The organism is Streptomyces sp. NPDC056479, from assembly GCF_042795335.1.
Lineage (GTDB): Bacteria > Actinomycetota > Actinomycetes > Streptomycetales > Streptomycetaceae > Streptomyces.
The window spans coordinates 181,646-197,127 of the sequence record NZ_JBHTRZ010000013.1 but is presented as its reverse complement, the minus strand read 5'-3'; the positions used below and the strand labels follow the sequence as shown (position 1 = coordinate 197,127).

Here is a 15,482-nt window from a genome sequence, read left to right as displayed (position 1 = left end):
GTCAGACCTCTTCGACGCTGCTCGGCTCGCGCCGGGACAGGTCGATGCCGAGCTCCTCCGCTGCGCGGAAGACGTCCTCGTCGGTGTCACGCATCTCGATGGACATACCGTCGCTGGACAGCACCTCCACGTTCAGGCAGAGCGACTGCATCTCCTTGATGAGCACCTTGAAGGACTCGGGGATGCCGGGCTCGGGGATGTTCTCGCCCTTGACGATGGCCTCGTAGACCTTCACGCGGCCGGTGACGTCGTCGGACTTGATGGTCAGCAGCTCCTGGAGGGCGTACGCGGCGCCATAAGCCTCCAGCGCCCACACCTCCATCTCACCGAAGCGCTGGCCACCGAACTGGGCCTTACCACCCAGCGGCTGCTGGGTGATCATGCTGTACGGACCGGTCGAGCGGGCGTGCAACTTGTCGTCGACCAGGTGGTGGAGCTTGAGGATGTACATGTAGCCGACCGAGATCGGCTCCGGGAACGGCTCGCCGGAGCGGCCGTCGAACAGCGGTGCCTTACCGGTCGGGAGCACCATGCGCTCGCCGTCGCGGTTCGGGATCGTGTGCTGCAGCAGACCCGCGAGCTCGTCCTCACGCGCACCGTCGAAGACGGGGGTGGCGACGTTCGTGCCCGGGTCGACCTTGTCGGCCTCGATGGCCTGGAGGCGCTGCGCCCAGTCGTCCGCGAGGCCGGAGACGTCCCAGCCGCGGCTGGCGAGCCAGCCGAGGTGGATCTCCAGGACCTGTCCCGGGTTCATTCGGGACGGGACACCCAGCGGGTTGAGGATGATGTCGACCGGCGTGCCGTCCTCGAGGAACGGCATGTCCTCGATGGGCAGGATCTTGGAGATGACACCCTTGTTGCCGTGGCGGCCGGCGAGCTTGTCACCGTCCGTGATCTTGCGCTTCTGCGCCACGTAGACGCGGACCAGCTGGTTCACGCCCGGCGGCAGCTCGTCGCCCTCTTCACGGTCGAAGACGCGGACGCCGATGACCTTGCCGATCTCGCCGTGCGGCACCTTCAGCGAGGTGTCACGGACCTCACGGGCCTTCTCACCGAAGATCGCGCGCAGCAGGCGCTCCTCCGGCGTCAGCTCGGTCTCACCCTTGGGCGTGACCTTGCCGACCAGGATGTCACCGGCGACGACCTCGGCACCGATGCGGATGATGCCGCGCTCGTCGAGGTCGGCGAGGACCTCCTCGGAGACGTTCGGGATGTCCCGGGTGATCTCCTCGGGGCCGAGCTTGGTGTCACGGGCGTCGACCTCGTGCTCCTCGATGTGGATCGAGGAGAGGACGTCGTCCTGCACGAGGCGCTGCGACAGGATGATCGCGTCCTCGTAGTTGTGACCCTCCCACGGCATGAACGCCACGAGCAGGTTCTTGCCCAGCGCCATCTCGCCGTTCTGGGTGGCCGGACCGTCGGCGAGGACCTGGCCCTCGATGATCCGGTCGCCCTCGAGGACGATGACCTTCTGGTTGACCGAGGTGCCCTGGTTGGAGCGGGCGAACTTGGCCAGGCGGTACGTGATGTACGTGCCGTCGTCGTTGGCGGTGGTGATGTAGTCCGCGGAGACCTCCTGGACCACACCCGCCTTCTCGGCCTTGACCACGTCGCCGGCGTCGACCGCGGAGCGGTACTCCATGCCGGTGCCGACGAGCGGGGCCTCGGACTTAATCAGCGGCACGGCCTGACGCATCATGTTCGCGCCCATGAGGGCACGGTTGGCGTCGTCGTGCTCGAGGAACGGGATCATGGCGGTCGCGACCGACACCATCTGGCGCGGCGAGACATCCATGTAGTCCACGTCGTCACCGGCGACGTAGTCGACCTCGCCGCCACGACGGCGGACCAGGACGCGGTTCTCGGTGAAGCGCAGGTCGTCGTTGAGCGTGGCGTTGGCCTGCGCGATGACGAAGCGGTCTTCCTCGTCGGCCGTCAGGTAGTCCACCTCGTCGGTGACCTGACCGTCGACGACCTTGCGGTACGGCGTCTCCACGAAACCGAACGCGTTGACGCGGCCGTAGGAGGCGAGCGAACCGATCAGACCGATGTTCGGGCCTTCGGGCGTCTCGATCGGGCACATGCGGCCGTAGTGCGAGGGGTGCACGTCACGGACCTCGAAGCCGGCCCGCTCACGGGAGAGACCACCCGGGCCAAGAGCCGACAGACGGCGCTTGTGGGTGAGACCCGACAGCGGGTTGTTCTGGTCCATGAACTGCGACAGCTGGCTGGTGCCGAAGAACTCCTTGATGGAGGCGACGACCGGCCGGATGTTGATCAGGGTCTGCGGCGTGATCGCCTCGACGTCCTGAGTCGTCATGCGCTCACGGACGACGCGCTCCATACGAGCCAGACCGGTGCGGACCTGGTTCTGGATGAGCTCGCCGACGCTGCGCAGACGACGGTTGCCGAAGTGGTCGATGTCGTCGGTCTCGACGACGATCGTCTGACCGCTGTCCGCGACCGTCTCGGTCTCGCCCGCGTGCAGCTTGACCAGGTACTTGATCGTCGAGATGACGTCCTCGACGGTCAGGATGCCCGCGTCCAGCGGAGCGTCCGCACCCAGCTTCTTGTTGACCTTGTAGCGGCCGACCTTGGCGAGGTCGTAGCGCTTCGGGTTGAAGTACAGGTTCTCCAGAAGCGTCTGCGCGGCCTCACGCGTGGGGGGCTCGCCCGGACGCAGCTTGCGGTAGATGTCGAGCAGCGCGTCGTCCTGGCCCTGGGTGTGGTCCTTCTCCAGGGTGGCGCGCATGGACTCGTACTCGCCGAACTCCTCGAGGATCTGCTCGGTCGTCCAACCGAGAGCCTTGAGCAGAACGGTCACGGACTGCTTGCGCTTGCGGTCGATGCGCACACCGACCATGTCGCGCTTGTCGATCTCCAGCTCCAGCCAGGCACCCCGGGACGGGATGACCTTGGCGGAGAAGATGTCCTTGTCGGACGTCTTGTCGATGGAGGAGTCGAAGTAGACACCGGGCGAACGGACCAGCTGCGACACGACGACACGCTCGGTGCCGTTGATGACGAAGGTGCCCTTGTTCGTCATGAGCGGGAAGTCGCCCATGAAGACCGTCTGGGACTTGATCTCACCGGTCTCGTTGTTGGTGAACTCCGCCGTCACGAAGAGCGGGGCGGCGTAGGTGAAGTCGCGCTCCTTGCACTCGTCGATCGAGTTCTTAGGAGGCTCGAAGCGGTGGTCGCGGAACGTCAGCGACATCGACCCGGAGAAGTCCTCGATCGGGGAGATCTCCTCGAAGATCTCCTCCAGACCGGACTTCGTGGGGACGTCCTGACCGGACTCCAGAGCCGCCTCGACCCGACTCTGCCAGGCGGTGTTGCCGAGCAGCCAGTCAAAGCTCTCGGTCTGCAGCGCGAGCAGGTTGGGAACCTCGAGGGGCTCCTTGATCTTTGCAAAGGAGATGCGCAGCGGGGCAGTGCTGGCGCCGTTGTTCATATTCGCGGTCGAGGCGTTGCGCGAGGCGGCCAAGAGGGGGTCCTTCCGAGGGCTCGGACTCACTACGCGCGTACCGGCCCCTCACCGGCGCACAGAGACAGGTGTTTCCTTCTCCGACCAGAGATCTGGCCAGGTCAGGGACGGTCCGGTCATCGGTGCTCAAGCGAGGGCATGCCCCTGGTGACGGGCAGGGGACAGCTAACAGGCAGCGCAAAGGGTCAGTGTAGCCACTTGGCACACTGATGTCCAGTGCGGGTTTTTCGCGACCCTCGTTGTTCTCAACGCCCTCGGCATGCTCGCCCTCAATGCACGTTGATACTGCCCTCTTCGTCGCCGATCCATGCCTCGGATTCGGATCCTTGTGGCGACGCGTCCTGAGAATTGCGCGCTGCGTGCGGTTCGTCAAGGCCCCCATGCCCGAACCCAGGACGGCCCGGAGACACGACGAAGATCACCATACCCCCCGCCTTAGCGGGCGCAAGGCAACCGCGGCCGCGCCCCCAGGAACGCCGAAGAGCGACCACCCGAATGGATGATCGCTCTTCGGTGCGACTGCGTTACAGCCTCAGGAGGCCGGATTCAGCAAGCGCGGCGGTCGTGTTCGACCGAAAGGTGTTACTTGACCTCGACGGAGGCGCCGGCGCCCTTGAGGGACTCGGCGGCCTTCTCGGCGGCGTCCTTGGCGACCTTCTCGAGAACGGGCTTGGGGGCGCCGTCCACGAGGTCCTTGGCCTCCTTCAGACCCAGGGAGGTCAGCTCACGCACGACCTTGATGACCTGGATCTTCTTGTCGCCGGCGCCGGTGAGGATGACGTCGAACTCGTCCTTCTCCTCCTCGGCCGGGGCGGCGGCGGCCGGACCGGCCGGGCCCGCAACGGCGACCGCGGCGGCGGCGGTGACGTCGAACTTCTCCTCGAACGCCTTCACGAACTCGGAGAGCTGGATGAGGGTCATGCCCTCGAACTCGGCGAGCAGTTCGTCCTGGGTGAGAGCCATGATGGCTTTCCTTCCACTAAATCGGCAGGTGCCGGATGTACATGTCTGGCGGGCGTACGTTGGCCCGCTACGACCTCCGCCTCAGGCGGCGGCGGTCATCGTGCGAGCCGAATTACTCGGCACCGCCCTGCTCGTCCTGCTTGGCACGAAGCGCGTCCACGGTGCGGACGAGCTTCGACGGGAGCGCCTGGAAGACCTGAGCAGCTTGCGTCTGCTTGCCCTTCAGAGCGCCCGCCAGCTTGGCGAGCAGAACCTCGCGGGACTCGAGGTCCGCAAGCTTCTTGATCTCGTCGGCGCTGAGCGCCTTGCCGTCAAGGACACCGCCCTTGATGACGAGATTCGGGTTGTCCTTGGCAAAGTCACGGAGACCCTTCGCCGACTCCACCGGGTCACCGGTGACGAAGGCGACAGCCGTCGGACCGTTGAACAGGTCGTCGAGCGTCGAGATCCCGGCCTCGTTGGCCGCAATCTTGGTCAGCGTGTTCTTCACCACGGCGTACTGGGCGTTCTCACCGAGCGACCGGCGCAGTGTCTTGAGCTGCGCCACGGTGAGACCGCGGTACTCGGTCAGCACAGCGGCGCTGGAGTTGCGGAACTGCTCCGTCAACTCGGCAACCGCGGCAGCCTTGTCGGGCCTCGCCATGAGTCTCGGCCTCCTTCCGGGTGATTCGGACCGCGCGGACCCGAAGGAGGACTGTGGAAAACGAAACGCCCCGGCGCAGGCGCACGGGGCGGACTCGACCGGCCGCACATACGTGGACGTACGTACTCCGGGAGTTCTTCCACTGTCACCTGCGCGGGTCGTCCGCAATTTCAGCGGATCCTTCGGCCACCGCACCCTCTTGCGAGCGCACGGCAACGACCAGCGGTCTTTGGCTTCTGAAGGGAGATTACGTGACGCGGTCGCCGTCAGGCAAATCGGCCCTTACGGCCCTCAGCTTCCGCTCTTCTTCAGCGGCTTGCGCAGGTCCGCCGTGTCGTCGGGGCGTGGCGCACGGACCGTCACCGGCTTGCCGTAGTCCAGGAAGGTGCAGGTGAGGTCGAGCCGGCCATGGCGGCCGAAGCCCTGGGTGCGGAGCCGCTTGACCCGGTCGTCGCCGTCGACCCACACGTCCAGCGTGAGCTCGTCCACGCCCAGCTTCGCGTACTGGTCGAGGCTGCGCTCGCGTCCCTCTCGGGTGGCCTTGTCGCCGGTCTCCTTGAGCGAGGCTCGCAGCTCCTCGACGGTGGCCGTCCCCGCGTAGTGCGTGGTGCCGACGCCGTCGACCTTCTCGCCGCCGACCCGCTTCACGTCCTGCGCGGTGGCCAGGAAGGCGGCTTCCCGGGCCGGGTTGCGTCCGACCTGGTCGCGCAGGCCGCCGACGTCCATCCGCAGGCCGCCGTGCGTGGTGAACTCGGCGGCCGGGCCGTAGCTGATCCAGTGCCGGCCGCCCATCTCCTCGACCATGTCGGCGGTCGCGCTGCCGTACAGCACCCCGTCGACCAGGCGCAGCTCGGTCTTGCCCTGCTCCTCGCCGCTCAGGTTGGCCGTCGTGAGGCCGGCCGTCACCGGCTTCGTGCGGACGGTCCCCTCGTCGGCTATGCGTCCCCGCTCCGGGAACTGCCCCGTCACCCGGTAGTGCAGCGACGTGACGCCCTCGGTCTTCTCCACGGCCCGCGCGACGGCGTCGGCGGCCGAGGAGCCCGCGGCTGGCTCCTGCCCGCCGGCTCCCGCCCCACAGCCGGAGAGAAGCAGCACGGCGGCCGGCAGAGCGACGCGCACGGACGCGGGCAGGGCGGCGCGCACGGAAAGTCTCATTGATTCCCCCCAAGGAACACATGGCCGGTGCTTGGTCAGTGCACCGCAAGATCGGGAGCGTAGCCCAGGCAGCCCGACCGGTCCTCCGAATACCTACGAGGCGCCGCCGACGGCCCCTTCCTTCAGCAGCTCCTTGAGATCGGCGGTGTCCTCCGTCGGCGGCTTCTCGACCGCCGCCTTCACGCCGTAGTGGCTGTAGTACGCCGTCTGGGTCAGCGACCCCGTGGCCGTACGGCCCTTCTCGACCTTCTTGACCAGCAGGTCCCGGTCGTCGACCCATATGTCGACGGTCTGGGTGGTGGCACCCTCCACGCGCACCGTGCCGGAGTAACGCGTGGCGCGCTCGCCGCTCACCGTCTCCTCGCCGACCTTCGTTACGTCCGTGGAGGACAGCAGCAGCTTCACCGAGGTGTGCGGGGCGGTGCCGCGCATCTGGTCGGCGAGATCGGCTCCGGAGCTGCCGGCGAGGTTCTTCAGGTCGTCGTAGGCGTACTTGATCCAGTGCTTGCCGTCGGCCTTCTCGGCGAACGCCTCGCCCATGCGCGCGTAGTAGGCGTCGGGGAGATAGCGGGCCTCCATCGAGGTGGTGCCGAGGCGGCGCATCGCCTCGGCCGTCGTGCCGCCCGTATACGTGATCGTCAGGGCGCCGGTGAGGCCGTCGCTCCAGGCGAGGGTGCCCTGAGCCTTCATGGACAGCGCCGAGCCGACGGTGGTCGTGGACCGCACCCGGGCGGAGTCGGCCCGGTCGGTGGAGCGCTCGACGGTGCGCAGAGCGGCCGTCACGGCGCGGGAGGGCGTGGGACGGTCCTCCTCGGCACGGTCGGAGGAGGTGCAGGCGGCCAGGGCCGTCAGCGCGGTCGGCAGGGCGATCCAGAACGCCGACCGGTGCGCCCTCGTGCTCGTCATTCGTCCCCCCTGTGCGATCCCCGTGAATGCACGTTAACCCAGGGCACTGACAGACAACCGGGGAACGCGGACGAGCCCCGCACCCGGGAAGGGTGCGGGGCCCGTCGTCGAGCCTGGTGAGCCGATGGCTCAGACCGCGGCCGGGTCCTCCTCGACGAGGAGGTTGCGGGTGCGGTTCGGGTCGACCGGAATGCCGGGGCCCATCGTGGTGGTGATGGCGGCCTTCTTGATGTAGCGACCCTTGGCGGCGGACGGCTTCAGACGGAGGATCTCCTCCAGCGCGGCGCCGTAGTTCTCCACCAGCTTGGTGTCGTCGAAGGACGACTTGCCGATGATGAAGTGCAGGTTCGAGTGCTTGTCGACGCGGAACTCGATCTTGCCGCCCTTGATCTCGGTCACGGCCTTGGCCACGTCCGGGGTCACGGTGCCGGTCTTCGGGTTCGGCATCAGACCACGCGGGCCGAGGACACGGCCGAGGCGGCCGACCTTGCCCATGAGGTCCGGGGTGGCGACGACGGCGTCGAAGTCCAGGCGGCCCTTCGAGACCTCGTCGATCAGCTCGTCGGCACCGACGATGTCGGCGCCCGCGGCACGCGCGGCCTCGGCACGGTCACCGGTCGCGAAGACCAGGACCCGGGCGGTCTTACCGGTGCCGTGCGGAAGGTTCACGGTGCCACGGACCATCTGGTCGGCCTTACGCGGGTCGACACCCAGACGGAAGGCGACCTCGACGGTGCCGTCGAACTTGGTCGTGGACGTCTCCTTGGCGAGACGGACGGCCTCGAGCGGGGCGTAGAGCTTGTCCCGGTCGACCTTGGCGTCCGCAGCGCGGAGAGTCTTGCTGCGCTTGCTCACTACTGCTCCTGGGTTTCTTAGGAGTTGTGGTCCGGGCCGAGCAGGCCCCGCCACTCACTTCTGCTGGGGGGTTGAGGTCAGCCCTCGACCGTGATGCCCATGGAACGGGCGGTGCCGGCGATGATCTTGGACGCGGCGTCCAGGTCATTGGCGTTGAGGTCGGGCATCTTGGTGGTGGCGATCTCGCGGACCTGCGCCTGGGTGATCTTGGCGACCTTGGTCTTGTGCGGCTCGCCAGAGCCCTTCTCGACACCAGCGGCCTTGAGGATCATCTTCGCGGCCGGCGGGGTCTTGGTGATGAAGGTGAAGGAACGGTCCTCGTAGACCGTGATCTCCACCGGGATGACCCAACCGCGCTGCGACTCGGTCGCGGCGTTGTAGGCCTTGCAGAACTCCATGATGTTGACGCCGTGCTGGCCCAGCGCGGGGCCGACCGGCGGAGCCGGGTTGGCCGCACCGGCCTGGATCTGGAGCTTGATGAGCCCCGTGACCTTCTTCTTCTTGGGAGGCATGCTCTCTCCGGGTCCTTAGTGAGAGGTGTTCCGCCGCCATCCGTACCGCTTGCCACCTTGAACGGTGAACGTTCGGATCATCCGGATGGAGGCATACCGCACAACGATAACGGGTAACGCGTCAGGGCCAAAACCGGCAGCTCAGACGGTTGACCGTTCGCGGCCCGAACAGGAACGGGCCCCGGCCGCCGCGCGTCGGCCGGGGCCCGCGGAGCGAGCGGGAGGGTCAGCAGCGCTTGGCCGTGGTGGCCTGGCCCGCCACCGGGTCGCCGGGGGCGCGCAGCGTACCGATGGCCGCCGTGCACTCGTTCACCGTGTCGGCCGGGTAGGACCAGAACTCCTGGCTGTTGGTGGCGTTCCACCAGTCCTGGCCCACGATCTCGTCACGGGCGTAGCTGTAGACGCCGGTGCTGACGTCGTAGTCCTTGATCTTGTCGCGGAAGCTCTGCCACACCCAGACATAGCCGTAGTTCGCCTTGCACCTGGGCGAGTAGAACTGCTTCACCGAGGCGACGTGCGCGCCGGCCCGGTTGATGTAGGCGGTGGCGCCGATCTGGTAGGCGTCCGAGCAGACGCCGACGGCCTGCGCCTTGGCGCTCATCGGGTTGCCGGCCTCGGACGGGGCGGTCGAACGGGCGGTCAGGTTCTGCTTGTTGGGCGACGGAGCCGGGCCCGTGCCGGCGACCGCGGAGGTCGTCGGCAGCAGGACGCAGGCGGACGCCGCCGCCACGACCAGGATGGATCGAGCACGCATGAGGAAGTTCCCCCACTTCTTGGTGTGTGACTCGGCGGGTGCCGAAGGCTCACGCGGGCAGCGAGCAGCTCAGGGCAAAACGCCATAAAGAGCTGGGGACCACCATGAAGAACGCTGTCCACGCGTTTCGGTCATCAAGTCAGACCGGTGGGGATGTCAGATGGTTGTGGTGCAGCCCACATTTATTGGGAACTCGGTCGGGTCGTGCGACGACGCGTACGACGAAAGGGCCTCCCACCAGCGGAATCCACCGGGAGGGGGCTCCAGGCCGTGCCTTCAGAGCAAGACCACGATGGCGGCCACGACCGCCACGAACGCGCCTAGGAAGAGCGCCGTGTGTCGGCCCTTCAGCTCCTGGGTCGGCTCCCCCGCACGCGCCAGCGCCAGCTGTTGGCGGAACCATCCACCGAAGACCCACCTCAGGACGGCCAGCGGCAGGGTGCCCAGGATGTACAACTGGAGCGCCTGCTCGGTTCCCTCACCGCGGCCGCGCGCGACGCAGTAGAGCGCCGTGACGAGCACGACGGTCGTCCCCGCGATCAGCTTGGCCCTGGGCTTCGACGGCAAGGACGCAACCGCTGTCGCGAGAGCGAGGCCGGACAGACACGCGGCGATCCACCAGTGCGTCGCCGTGAAGTGTTCAGAGAGCATGGGCGTTCCTAGCATCGTTGCCGCCGGCGGTACTGATCGTGTGTTCGGCCACGGACGGGATCATGCTTCCGGCGCGTCGGCCCAGTGTCGGCCCCGGGACGCGAGAGAGCCCCTGGCCAACGGGTAACCGCTGGTCAGGGGCCCTTTCGGATGATCGTGAACTAGTTCTTCTGGATCTGGTCGAAGGAGAGCTCGACCGGCGTCTCGCGGCCGAAGATCTCCACCAGGCCCTTGACCTTCTTGGAGTCGGCGTTGATCTCGTTGATCGTGGCCTGCAGCGTGGCGAACGGGCCGTCGGTGACGGTGACCGAGTCGCCGACCTCGAAGTCCAGGACCTGGACCTCGACCTTGCGCTGCGGGGCGGGCTTGCCCTCGGCCTCGGCGGCCTCGCGGGCGGCCTTCTCCTCGGCCTCCGGGGCGAGCATCTTGACGATCTCGTCCAGGGTCAGCGGGTACGGGTCGTAGGCGTTGCCCACGAAGCCGGTGACGCCGGGGGTGTTGCGGACGACGCCCCAGGACTCGTTGGTCAGGTCCATGCGGACCAGGACGTAACCCGGCAGCTTGTTCTGCTTGATCGTCTTGCGGTCGCCGTTCTTGATCTGGACGACCTCTTCCTGCGGCACCTCGGCCGCGAAGATGTAGTCCTCGACGTTCAGCGAGACGGCGCGCTGCTCCAGGTTGGTCTTCACGCGGTTCTCGTAACCGGCGTAGGTGTGGATGACGTACCACTCGCCGGGCAGCGTGCGCAGCTCCTCGCGCAGGGCGGCGACGGGGTCGACGGGCTCGGCCTCCTCGGCGGCCTCTTCTTCCTCGTCCTCGCCCTCGACGTGCAGCGCGGCCTCCTCGGCCGGCTCGCCCGCCTCGGCGTCGGCAGCCTCGACCTCGTCCAGGTCCTCGTCAGCGCCTTCGACGATGTCGAGCTCGTCTTCCACGGACTCGGCATCCTGCCCGAGCGGCTCGACGGCGTCGTTCAGGTTCTGGTCAGACACGGTGGCTGCTTCTTCCTGGATACATAGGGGTGGAACATGCGAAAGGGGCGCCGGTAACCACGGCGCCCTTCGCTCTTGGCTCAGCCGAAGACGTACTTGGCGGCGTGGTCGAGCCCATAGTCAATCACGGTCACCAGGGCGATCATGATGGCGACGAAGAAGATCACCACGGTGGTGTACGACGTCAGCTGGTTGCGCGTCGGCCAGACGACCTTGCGGAGCTCCGCAACGATCTGACGGTAGAAGAGGGCGAGCCGCTTCAGCGGGCCCTTCTTCGCGCGCTTGCCGCCCTTGCGGCCCTTCTTCTCCTGCGCCTCATCCTGGGCGTCAGGCGTGTCGATGGAGCCCACGGCGTCCGCCATTCGTCCTCACCTGAATCCCGGGTCGTGGCCGTGCCGCGCCCGGTCTGAGCCGCACGGCGTTGCAAAGCTGTACGTACATGCGCACACATCCTGGCGAAAGTGTGTGTGTAGCAGGGCCGGAGGGACTTGAACCCCCAACCGCTGGTTTTGGAGACCAGTGCTCTACCAATTGAGCTACGACCCTTTGTGCGTCCCCCAACGTACCGCATCCGGACGAGTGCTCGCTGTGCACTCTCGGCTGTGGGCTGCTGAAGGCCAACGAGGTGAGAGTGTACGTGGTCCTGAGCGCGTCGTCGAACAGAAAGTGGCCGATGGGGGCTTGATGCGCGAAAGATCGCCGGGGGAACGGCAGTGCGGCAACGCAAGATCGCCCAGGCCGGGGGCCCGATCCGGACGGATGTTCAGCGGATGTTCAGTCCGTGAAACCCGCGTGCCGGGCGCGTTTCCTGTCTGAAACGATGGGCCCCATGAGCCCTGCAACCCCTCCGACCGAGCGCCGGGTCTCCGCCCGAGTCGGCGCGATCTCCGAGTCCGCCACCCTCGCCGTGGACGCCAAGGCCAAGGCACTCAAGGCCGCCGGGCGTCCGGTGATCGGCTTCGGCGCCGGTGAGCCCGACTTCCCGACCCCGGACTACATCGTCGAGGCCGCCATTGAGGCCTGCAAGAACCCGAAGTACCACCGCTACACGCCGGCCGGCGGTCTGCCCGAGCTGAAGGCCGCCATCGCCGCGAAGACGCTGCGCGACTCCGGCTACGAGCCCGACGTCTCGCAGATCCTCGTCACCAACGGCGGCAAGCAGGCCATCTACGAGGCCTTCGCCGCGATCCTCGACCCGGGCGACGAGGTCATCGTCCCGGCGCCGTACTGGACGACGTACCCGGAGTCGATCCGCCTGGCCGGCGGTGTCCCGGTCGAGGTCGTCGCCGACGAGACGACCGGCTACCGCGTCACCGTGGAGCAGCTGGAGGCGGCCCGTACGGAGCGGACGAAGGTCGTCCTCTTCGTGTCGCCGTCCAACCCGACCGGCGCCGTCTACAGCGAGGCCGAGACCGAGGCGATCGGCCGCTGGGCCGTCGACCACGGCCTGTGGGTGATGACGGACGAGATCTACGAGCACCTGGTCTACGGCGAGGCCGCCGCGGTCTCCCTCCCGGGGCTGTTCCCCGAGCTGCGCGACAAGTGCGTCGTGGTCAACGGTGTCGCCAAGACGTACGCCATGACGGGCTGGCGGGTCGGCTGGATCATCGGCCCGAAGGACGTGGTGAAGGCCGCGACCAACCTCCAGTCGCACGCGACCTCGAACGTCTCGAACGTGGCACAGGTGGCCGCCCTCGCCGCCGTCTCCGGTGACCTGGAGGCGGTCGCGAAGATGCGCGAGGCGTTCGACCGCCGCCGCAAGACGATCGTGCGGATGCTCAACGAGATCGACGGCGTGCTCTGCCCGGAGCCCGAGGGCGCCTTCTACGCCTACCCGTCGGTCAAGGCCGTGCTCGGCAAGGAGATCCGCGGCAAGCGCCCGCAGAGCAGCGTCGAGCTCGCCGGGCTGATCCTGGAGGAGGCCGAGGTCGCGGTCGTCCCCGGTGAGGCCTTCGGCACGCCCGGCTATCTGCGGCTGTCGTACGCGCTCGGTGACGAGGATCTCGTCGAGGGCGTGAGCCGCATCCAGAAGCTGCTGGCGGAGGCCAGGGACTGACGTCCGCCTGCCCGTCATGGGACCGCCTCCGACTGTTCGGAGGCGGTCCCATTTGTTTGTGCGAGCAAGACCACTAAAGGGGAAACCGCTACCGGGACGACAGAGACGTACGGCAGGATCCTGGAATGGAGCGTGTACGTGATGTCTCTGAACTGCCGAAAGCCCATCTGCACCTGCACTTCACCGGCTCGATGCGGCCGGCGACCGTGCTGGAACTGGCCGACAAATACGGTGTGCGTCTGCCCGAGGCGCTGACCGACGCGCTGACGGGTGGGGAGCCGCCGAAGCTGCGGGCGACGGACGAGCGGGGCTGGTTCCGCTTCCAGCGCCTGTACGACGCGGCGCGCTCGTGCCTGCGGCAGCCGGAGGACATCCAGCGGCTGGTCAGAGAGGCCGCGGAGGAGGACGTCAAGGACGGCTCCGGATGGCTGGAGATCCAGGTCGACCCGACGTCGTACGCGCCCCGGCTGGGCGGTCTGATCCCGGCGCTGGAGATCATCCTCGACGCGGTGGAGACGGCGTCGCGGGACACGGGGCTCGGGATGCGTGTCCTGGTCGCCGCGAACCGGATGAAGCACCCGCTGGACGCCCGCACGCTTGCCCGGCTCGCGGTGCGGTACGCGGACCGGGGCGTGGTCGGCTTCGGGCTGTCGAACGACGAACGCCGGGGCATGGCGCGGGACTTCGACCGTGCCTTCAACATCGCCCGCGAGGGAGGTCTGCTGTCGGCTCCGCACGGCGGCGAGCTGACCGGCCCGTCCTCGGTCCGTGACTGCCTGGACGACCTGGACGCGAACCGGATCGGCCACGGGGTGCGCGCCGCCGAGGACCCGCGGCTGCTGAAGCGCCTCGCCGACAGGGGTGTGACCTGCGAGGTGTGCCCCGCGTCGAACGTCGCCCTCGGCGTCTACGAGAAGCCCGAGGACGTACCGCTGCGCACGCTGTACGGGGCCGGCGTCCCGATGGCCCTGGGCGCCGACGACCCCCTGCTCTTCGGCTCGCGGCTCGCCGCCCAGTACGACATCGCCCGCCACCACCACGCCTTCACGGACGAGGAGTTGGCGGAACTGGCCCGGCAGTCGGTACGCGCCTCGGCAGCGCCGCACGAGGTGAAGGCGAAGCTCCTGTCCGGGGTGGACGCCTGGCTCGCCTAGGCCCTGCCGGCCGGGGTCAGCCGGCGATGCCGGCGAGCAGCGTGCGGGCCAGCCGGGCGGCGAACCCGTCCACCGGCGGCCGTACCGCCTCCCTGGTCGCGTCATAGGCGAACGCCCGCTGCGCGCAGGCCCCCATCAGCAGCGACGCCGCCGCGAAGGTGTCGGCGTCCGTGCTGACCCGGCCCAGCTCCTGCTCGGCCCGGAGATAGACGTCGAGCTCCTGGATCGGCACGTGCGGGCCCGCCCCCATCTGCCGTACGGCGTCGTCGTGCCGGCGCTTGAGCTCGGTCTGCGCGTACAGCGACGCGGCGATCGGGAAGCTCTGCTCGTAGAACAGCGCCGCCTGGCGGGCGATCTCGGTGAGGTTCTCCTCCAGGGAGTGCCGGCCCGGCTCGGCGGCGAGACTGCTGAGCAGCGGACGGAGCGGGGGCAGCCGCTCGGTGAGCACCCGGATGAACAGCTCCTCCTTGCTGTCGAAATGCTTGTACAGCGCCGCCTCGGAGCACCCGGCCGCCCGCGCGATCTCCTTCGTCGTGGCCCGCGCCAGCCCGACCGTGAGCATCAGGTCGTGCGCGGCGTCGAGCAGTCGGACACGAGTGGGCCGAGTCTCCATGAAATGTCCAATCGCCCTTGACGGGTGGGTGAGTACTTACTCACCCTAGAGGAAGCAGGGGTGAGTGAATACTCACCCACCCAACTCATGGGGACGGGAGCACTCATGAAACTCACCGTTTTCGGCGCCACCGGAGGCATCGGCAAGGAGATCGTCCGCCAGGCCCTGGACGCCGGTCACGAGGTCACGGCGGTCGTGCGGGACCCCGCGCGCCTCCCCCTCGCCGGGAGCCGCCTGGAGGTGTTCCGCGCGGATCTCACCGACCCCGGTGCGCTGCGGGCCGCCGTCGCCGGACGGGACGCCGTGCTGTCCGGGCTCGGGGCGCGCAGCCGCGGGGACGCGGGGGTGGCGGCGCGGCTGACGCGTACGGTGCTGGCGGCCCTGGAGGCGGAGAAGGTGCGGCGGCTGCTCGTGGTGAGCGCCGCGCCGGTCGGGCCCGAACCGGAGGGCGACGGGTTCCTGGACCGTGCTGTTCGCGGCGTCGTCTCGGCGGTCCTCAAGGACGTCTACACCGACCTGCGGGAGATGGAGGCCGAGGTCGCCGGCGCCGCCGCTGACTGGACGTTCGTACGGCCCCCGCGTCTGCAGGACAAGCCGCTCACCGGCAGGTATCGCACCGTCGTGGGCGGGTTTCCGCTCAAGGGGCGCTTCATCGGGCGGGCGGATGTGGCGCACGCGATGCTGGGCATGGTCGGGGACCCGGCGACGGTGAAGCAGGGCGTGGGCGTGGCCTACTGAAGACCC

General features: G+C 68.1%; 15 protein-coding genes and 1 tRNA gene. 3 read left to right on the top strand and 13 right to left on the bottom strand.

Annotation, left to right across the window (positions count from 1 at the left end; all coding sequences use genetic code 11):
* Nucleotide 1: 1 nt before the first annotated feature.
* The 12 genes from rpoB to ACFQ6S_RS40180 form a co-directional block, all read right to left on the bottom strand.
* The gene (rpoB, locus tag ACFQ6S_RS40235; protein ID WP_383420607.1) at nt 2-3,487 is read right to left on the bottom strand and encodes a DNA-directed RNA polymerase subunit beta; all 3,486 of its coding nucleotides are present in this window, start codon (nt 3,485-3,487) and stop codon (nt 2-4) included.
* A gap of 582 nt (nt 3,488-4,069) precedes the next feature.
* Nucleotides 4,070-4,453, bottom strand: coding sequence for a 50S ribosomal protein L7/L12 (rplL, locus tag ACFQ6S_RS40230; protein ID WP_383420812.1), 384 nt, complete (start codon nt 4,451-4,453; stop codon nt 4,070-4,072).
* A gap of 109 nt (nt 4,454-4,562) precedes the next feature.
* Nucleotides 4,563-5,093, bottom strand: a complete 531-nt coding sequence (gene rplJ / locus ACFQ6S_RS40225; RefSeq protein WP_055622549.1) for a 50S ribosomal protein L10 — start codon at nt 5,091-5,093, stop codon at nt 4,563-4,565.
* A gap of 291 nt (nt 5,094-5,384) precedes the next feature.
* Nucleotides 5,385-6,248: a hypothetical protein gene (locus ACFQ6S_RS40220; RefSeq protein WP_383420605.1), complete on the bottom strand. Its 864-nt coding sequence runs from the start codon at nt 6,246-6,248 to the stop codon at nt 5,385-5,387.
* Nucleotides 6,249-6,341: 93 nt separating this feature from the next.
* Nucleotides 6,342-7,154: a hypothetical protein gene (locus tag ACFQ6S_RS40215; RefSeq protein WP_383420603.1), complete on the bottom strand. Its 813-nt coding sequence runs from the start codon at nt 7,152-7,154 to the stop codon at nt 6,342-6,344.
* A gap of 129 nt (nt 7,155-7,283) precedes the next feature.
* Entirely contained in the window at nt 7,284-8,009 is a 726-nt protein-coding gene (gene rplA, locus ACFQ6S_RS40210; protein ID WP_383420601.1) for a 50S ribosomal protein L1, read from the bottom strand.
* A gap of 77 nt (nt 8,010-8,086) precedes the next feature.
* Entirely contained in the window at nt 8,087-8,521 is a 435-nt protein-coding gene (rplK, locus tag ACFQ6S_RS40205) for a 50S ribosomal protein L11 (protein WP_030359033.1), read from the bottom strand.
* Between the two features lie 226 nt (nt 8,522-8,747).
* A complete protein-coding gene (locus ACFQ6S_RS40200) occupies nt 8,748-9,275 on the bottom strand; it encodes a hypothetical protein (protein WP_383420599.1) in 528 nt (175 codons plus the stop codon).
* Nucleotides 9,276-9,551: 276 nt separating this feature from the next.
* Entirely contained in the window at nt 9,552-9,926 is a 375-nt protein-coding gene (locus ACFQ6S_RS40195) for a hypothetical protein (RefSeq protein WP_383420597.1), read from the bottom strand.
* A gap of 161 nt (nt 9,927-10,087) precedes the next feature.
* Nucleotides 10,088-10,915: a transcription termination/antitermination protein NusG gene (nusG, locus tag ACFQ6S_RS40190; protein ID WP_383420595.1), complete on the bottom strand. Its 828-nt coding sequence runs from the start codon at nt 10,913-10,915 to the stop codon at nt 10,088-10,090.
* An 80-nt stretch (nt 10,916-10,995) separates the two neighbouring features.
* Nucleotides 10,996-11,277: a preprotein translocase subunit SecE gene (gene secE, locus ACFQ6S_RS40185; protein WP_383420593.1), complete on the bottom strand. Its 282-nt coding sequence runs from the start codon at nt 11,275-11,277 to the stop codon at nt 10,996-10,998.
* Nucleotides 11,278-11,388: 111 nt separating this feature from the next.
* Nucleotides 11,389-11,461 (bottom strand) — tRNA-Trp (locus ACFQ6S_RS40180).
* Nucleotides 11,462-11,744: 283 nt separating this feature from the next.
* Between ACFQ6S_RS40180 and ACFQ6S_RS40175 the strand changes: the two genes are divergently transcribed.
* Nucleotides 11,745-12,971 carry a pyridoxal phosphate-dependent aminotransferase gene (locus tag ACFQ6S_RS40175; protein ID WP_383420591.1) on the top strand — a complete coding sequence of 409 codons (1,227 nt, stop codon included), beginning with the start codon at nt 11,745-11,747 and terminating at the stop codon, nt 12,969-12,971.
* 125 nt (nt 12,972-13,096) lie between these two features.
* The gene (locus ACFQ6S_RS40170) at nt 13,097-14,125 is read left to right on the top strand and encodes an adenosine deaminase (RefSeq protein ID WP_383420589.1); all 1,029 of its coding nucleotides are present in this window, start codon (nt 13,097-13,099) and stop codon (nt 14,123-14,125) included.
* Nucleotides 14,126-14,141: 16 nt separating this feature from the next.
* On the opposite strand, the gene ACFQ6S_RS40165 is transcribed toward ACFQ6S_RS40170, so the two are convergent.
* Nucleotides 14,142-14,738 carry a TetR/AcrR family transcriptional regulator gene (locus ACFQ6S_RS40165; RefSeq protein WP_383420587.1) on the bottom strand — a complete coding sequence of 199 codons (597 nt, stop codon included), beginning with the start codon at nt 14,736-14,738 and terminating at the stop codon, nt 14,142-14,144.
* Between the two features lie 105 nt (nt 14,739-14,843).
* Here ACFQ6S_RS40165 and ACFQ6S_RS40160 point away from each other — a divergent pair, with 105 nt between their 5' ends.
* A complete protein-coding gene (locus ACFQ6S_RS40160; RefSeq protein WP_383420585.1) occupies nt 14,844-15,476 on the top strand; it encodes an NAD(P)-dependent oxidoreductase in 633 nt (210 codons plus the stop codon).
* Nucleotides 15,477-15,482: the final 6 nt, after the last annotated feature.

Coding starts and splice junctions, on each gene's coding strand:
- ACFQ6S_RS40160 (WP_383420585.1), top strand. CDS start 14,844: ATGAAACTCACCGTTTTCGGCGCCACCGGAGGCATCGGCAAGGAGATC.
- secE (WP_383420593.1), bottom strand. CDS start 11,277: ATGGCGGACGCCGTGGGCTCCATCGACACGCCTGACGCCCAGGATGAG.
- ACFQ6S_RS40170 (WP_383420589.1), top strand. CDS start 13,097: ATGGAGCGTGTACGTGATGTCTCTGAACTGCCGAAAGCCCATCTGCAC.
- ACFQ6S_RS40165 (WP_383420587.1), bottom strand. CDS start 14,738: ATGGAGACTCGGCCCACTCGTGTCCGACTGCTCGACGCCGCGCACGAC.
- ACFQ6S_RS40215 (WP_383420603.1), bottom strand. CDS start 7,154: ATGACGAGCACGAGGGCGCACCGGTCGGCGTTCTGGATCGCCCTGCCG.
- rplK (WP_030359033.1), bottom strand. CDS start 8,521: ATGCCTCCCAAGAAGAAGAAGGTCACGGGGCTCATCAAGCTCCAGATC.
- ACFQ6S_RS40195 (WP_383420597.1), bottom strand. CDS start 9,926: ATGCTCTCTGAACACTTCACGGCGACGCACTGGTGGATCGCCGCGTGT.
- rplJ (WP_055622549.1), bottom strand. CDS start 5,093: ATGGCGAGGCCCGACAAGGCTGCCGCGGTTGCCGAGTTGACGGAGCAG.
- ACFQ6S_RS40175 (WP_383420591.1), top strand. CDS start 11,745: ATGAGCCCTGCAACCCCTCCGACCGAGCGCCGGGTCTCCGCCCGAGTC.
- ACFQ6S_RS40200 (WP_383420599.1), bottom strand. CDS start 9,275: ATGCGTGCTCGATCCATCCTGGTCGTGGCGGCGGCGTCCGCCTGCGTC.
- ACFQ6S_RS40220 (WP_383420605.1), bottom strand. CDS start 6,248: ATGAGACTTTCCGTGCGCGCCGCCCTGCCCGCGTCCGTGCGCGTCGCT.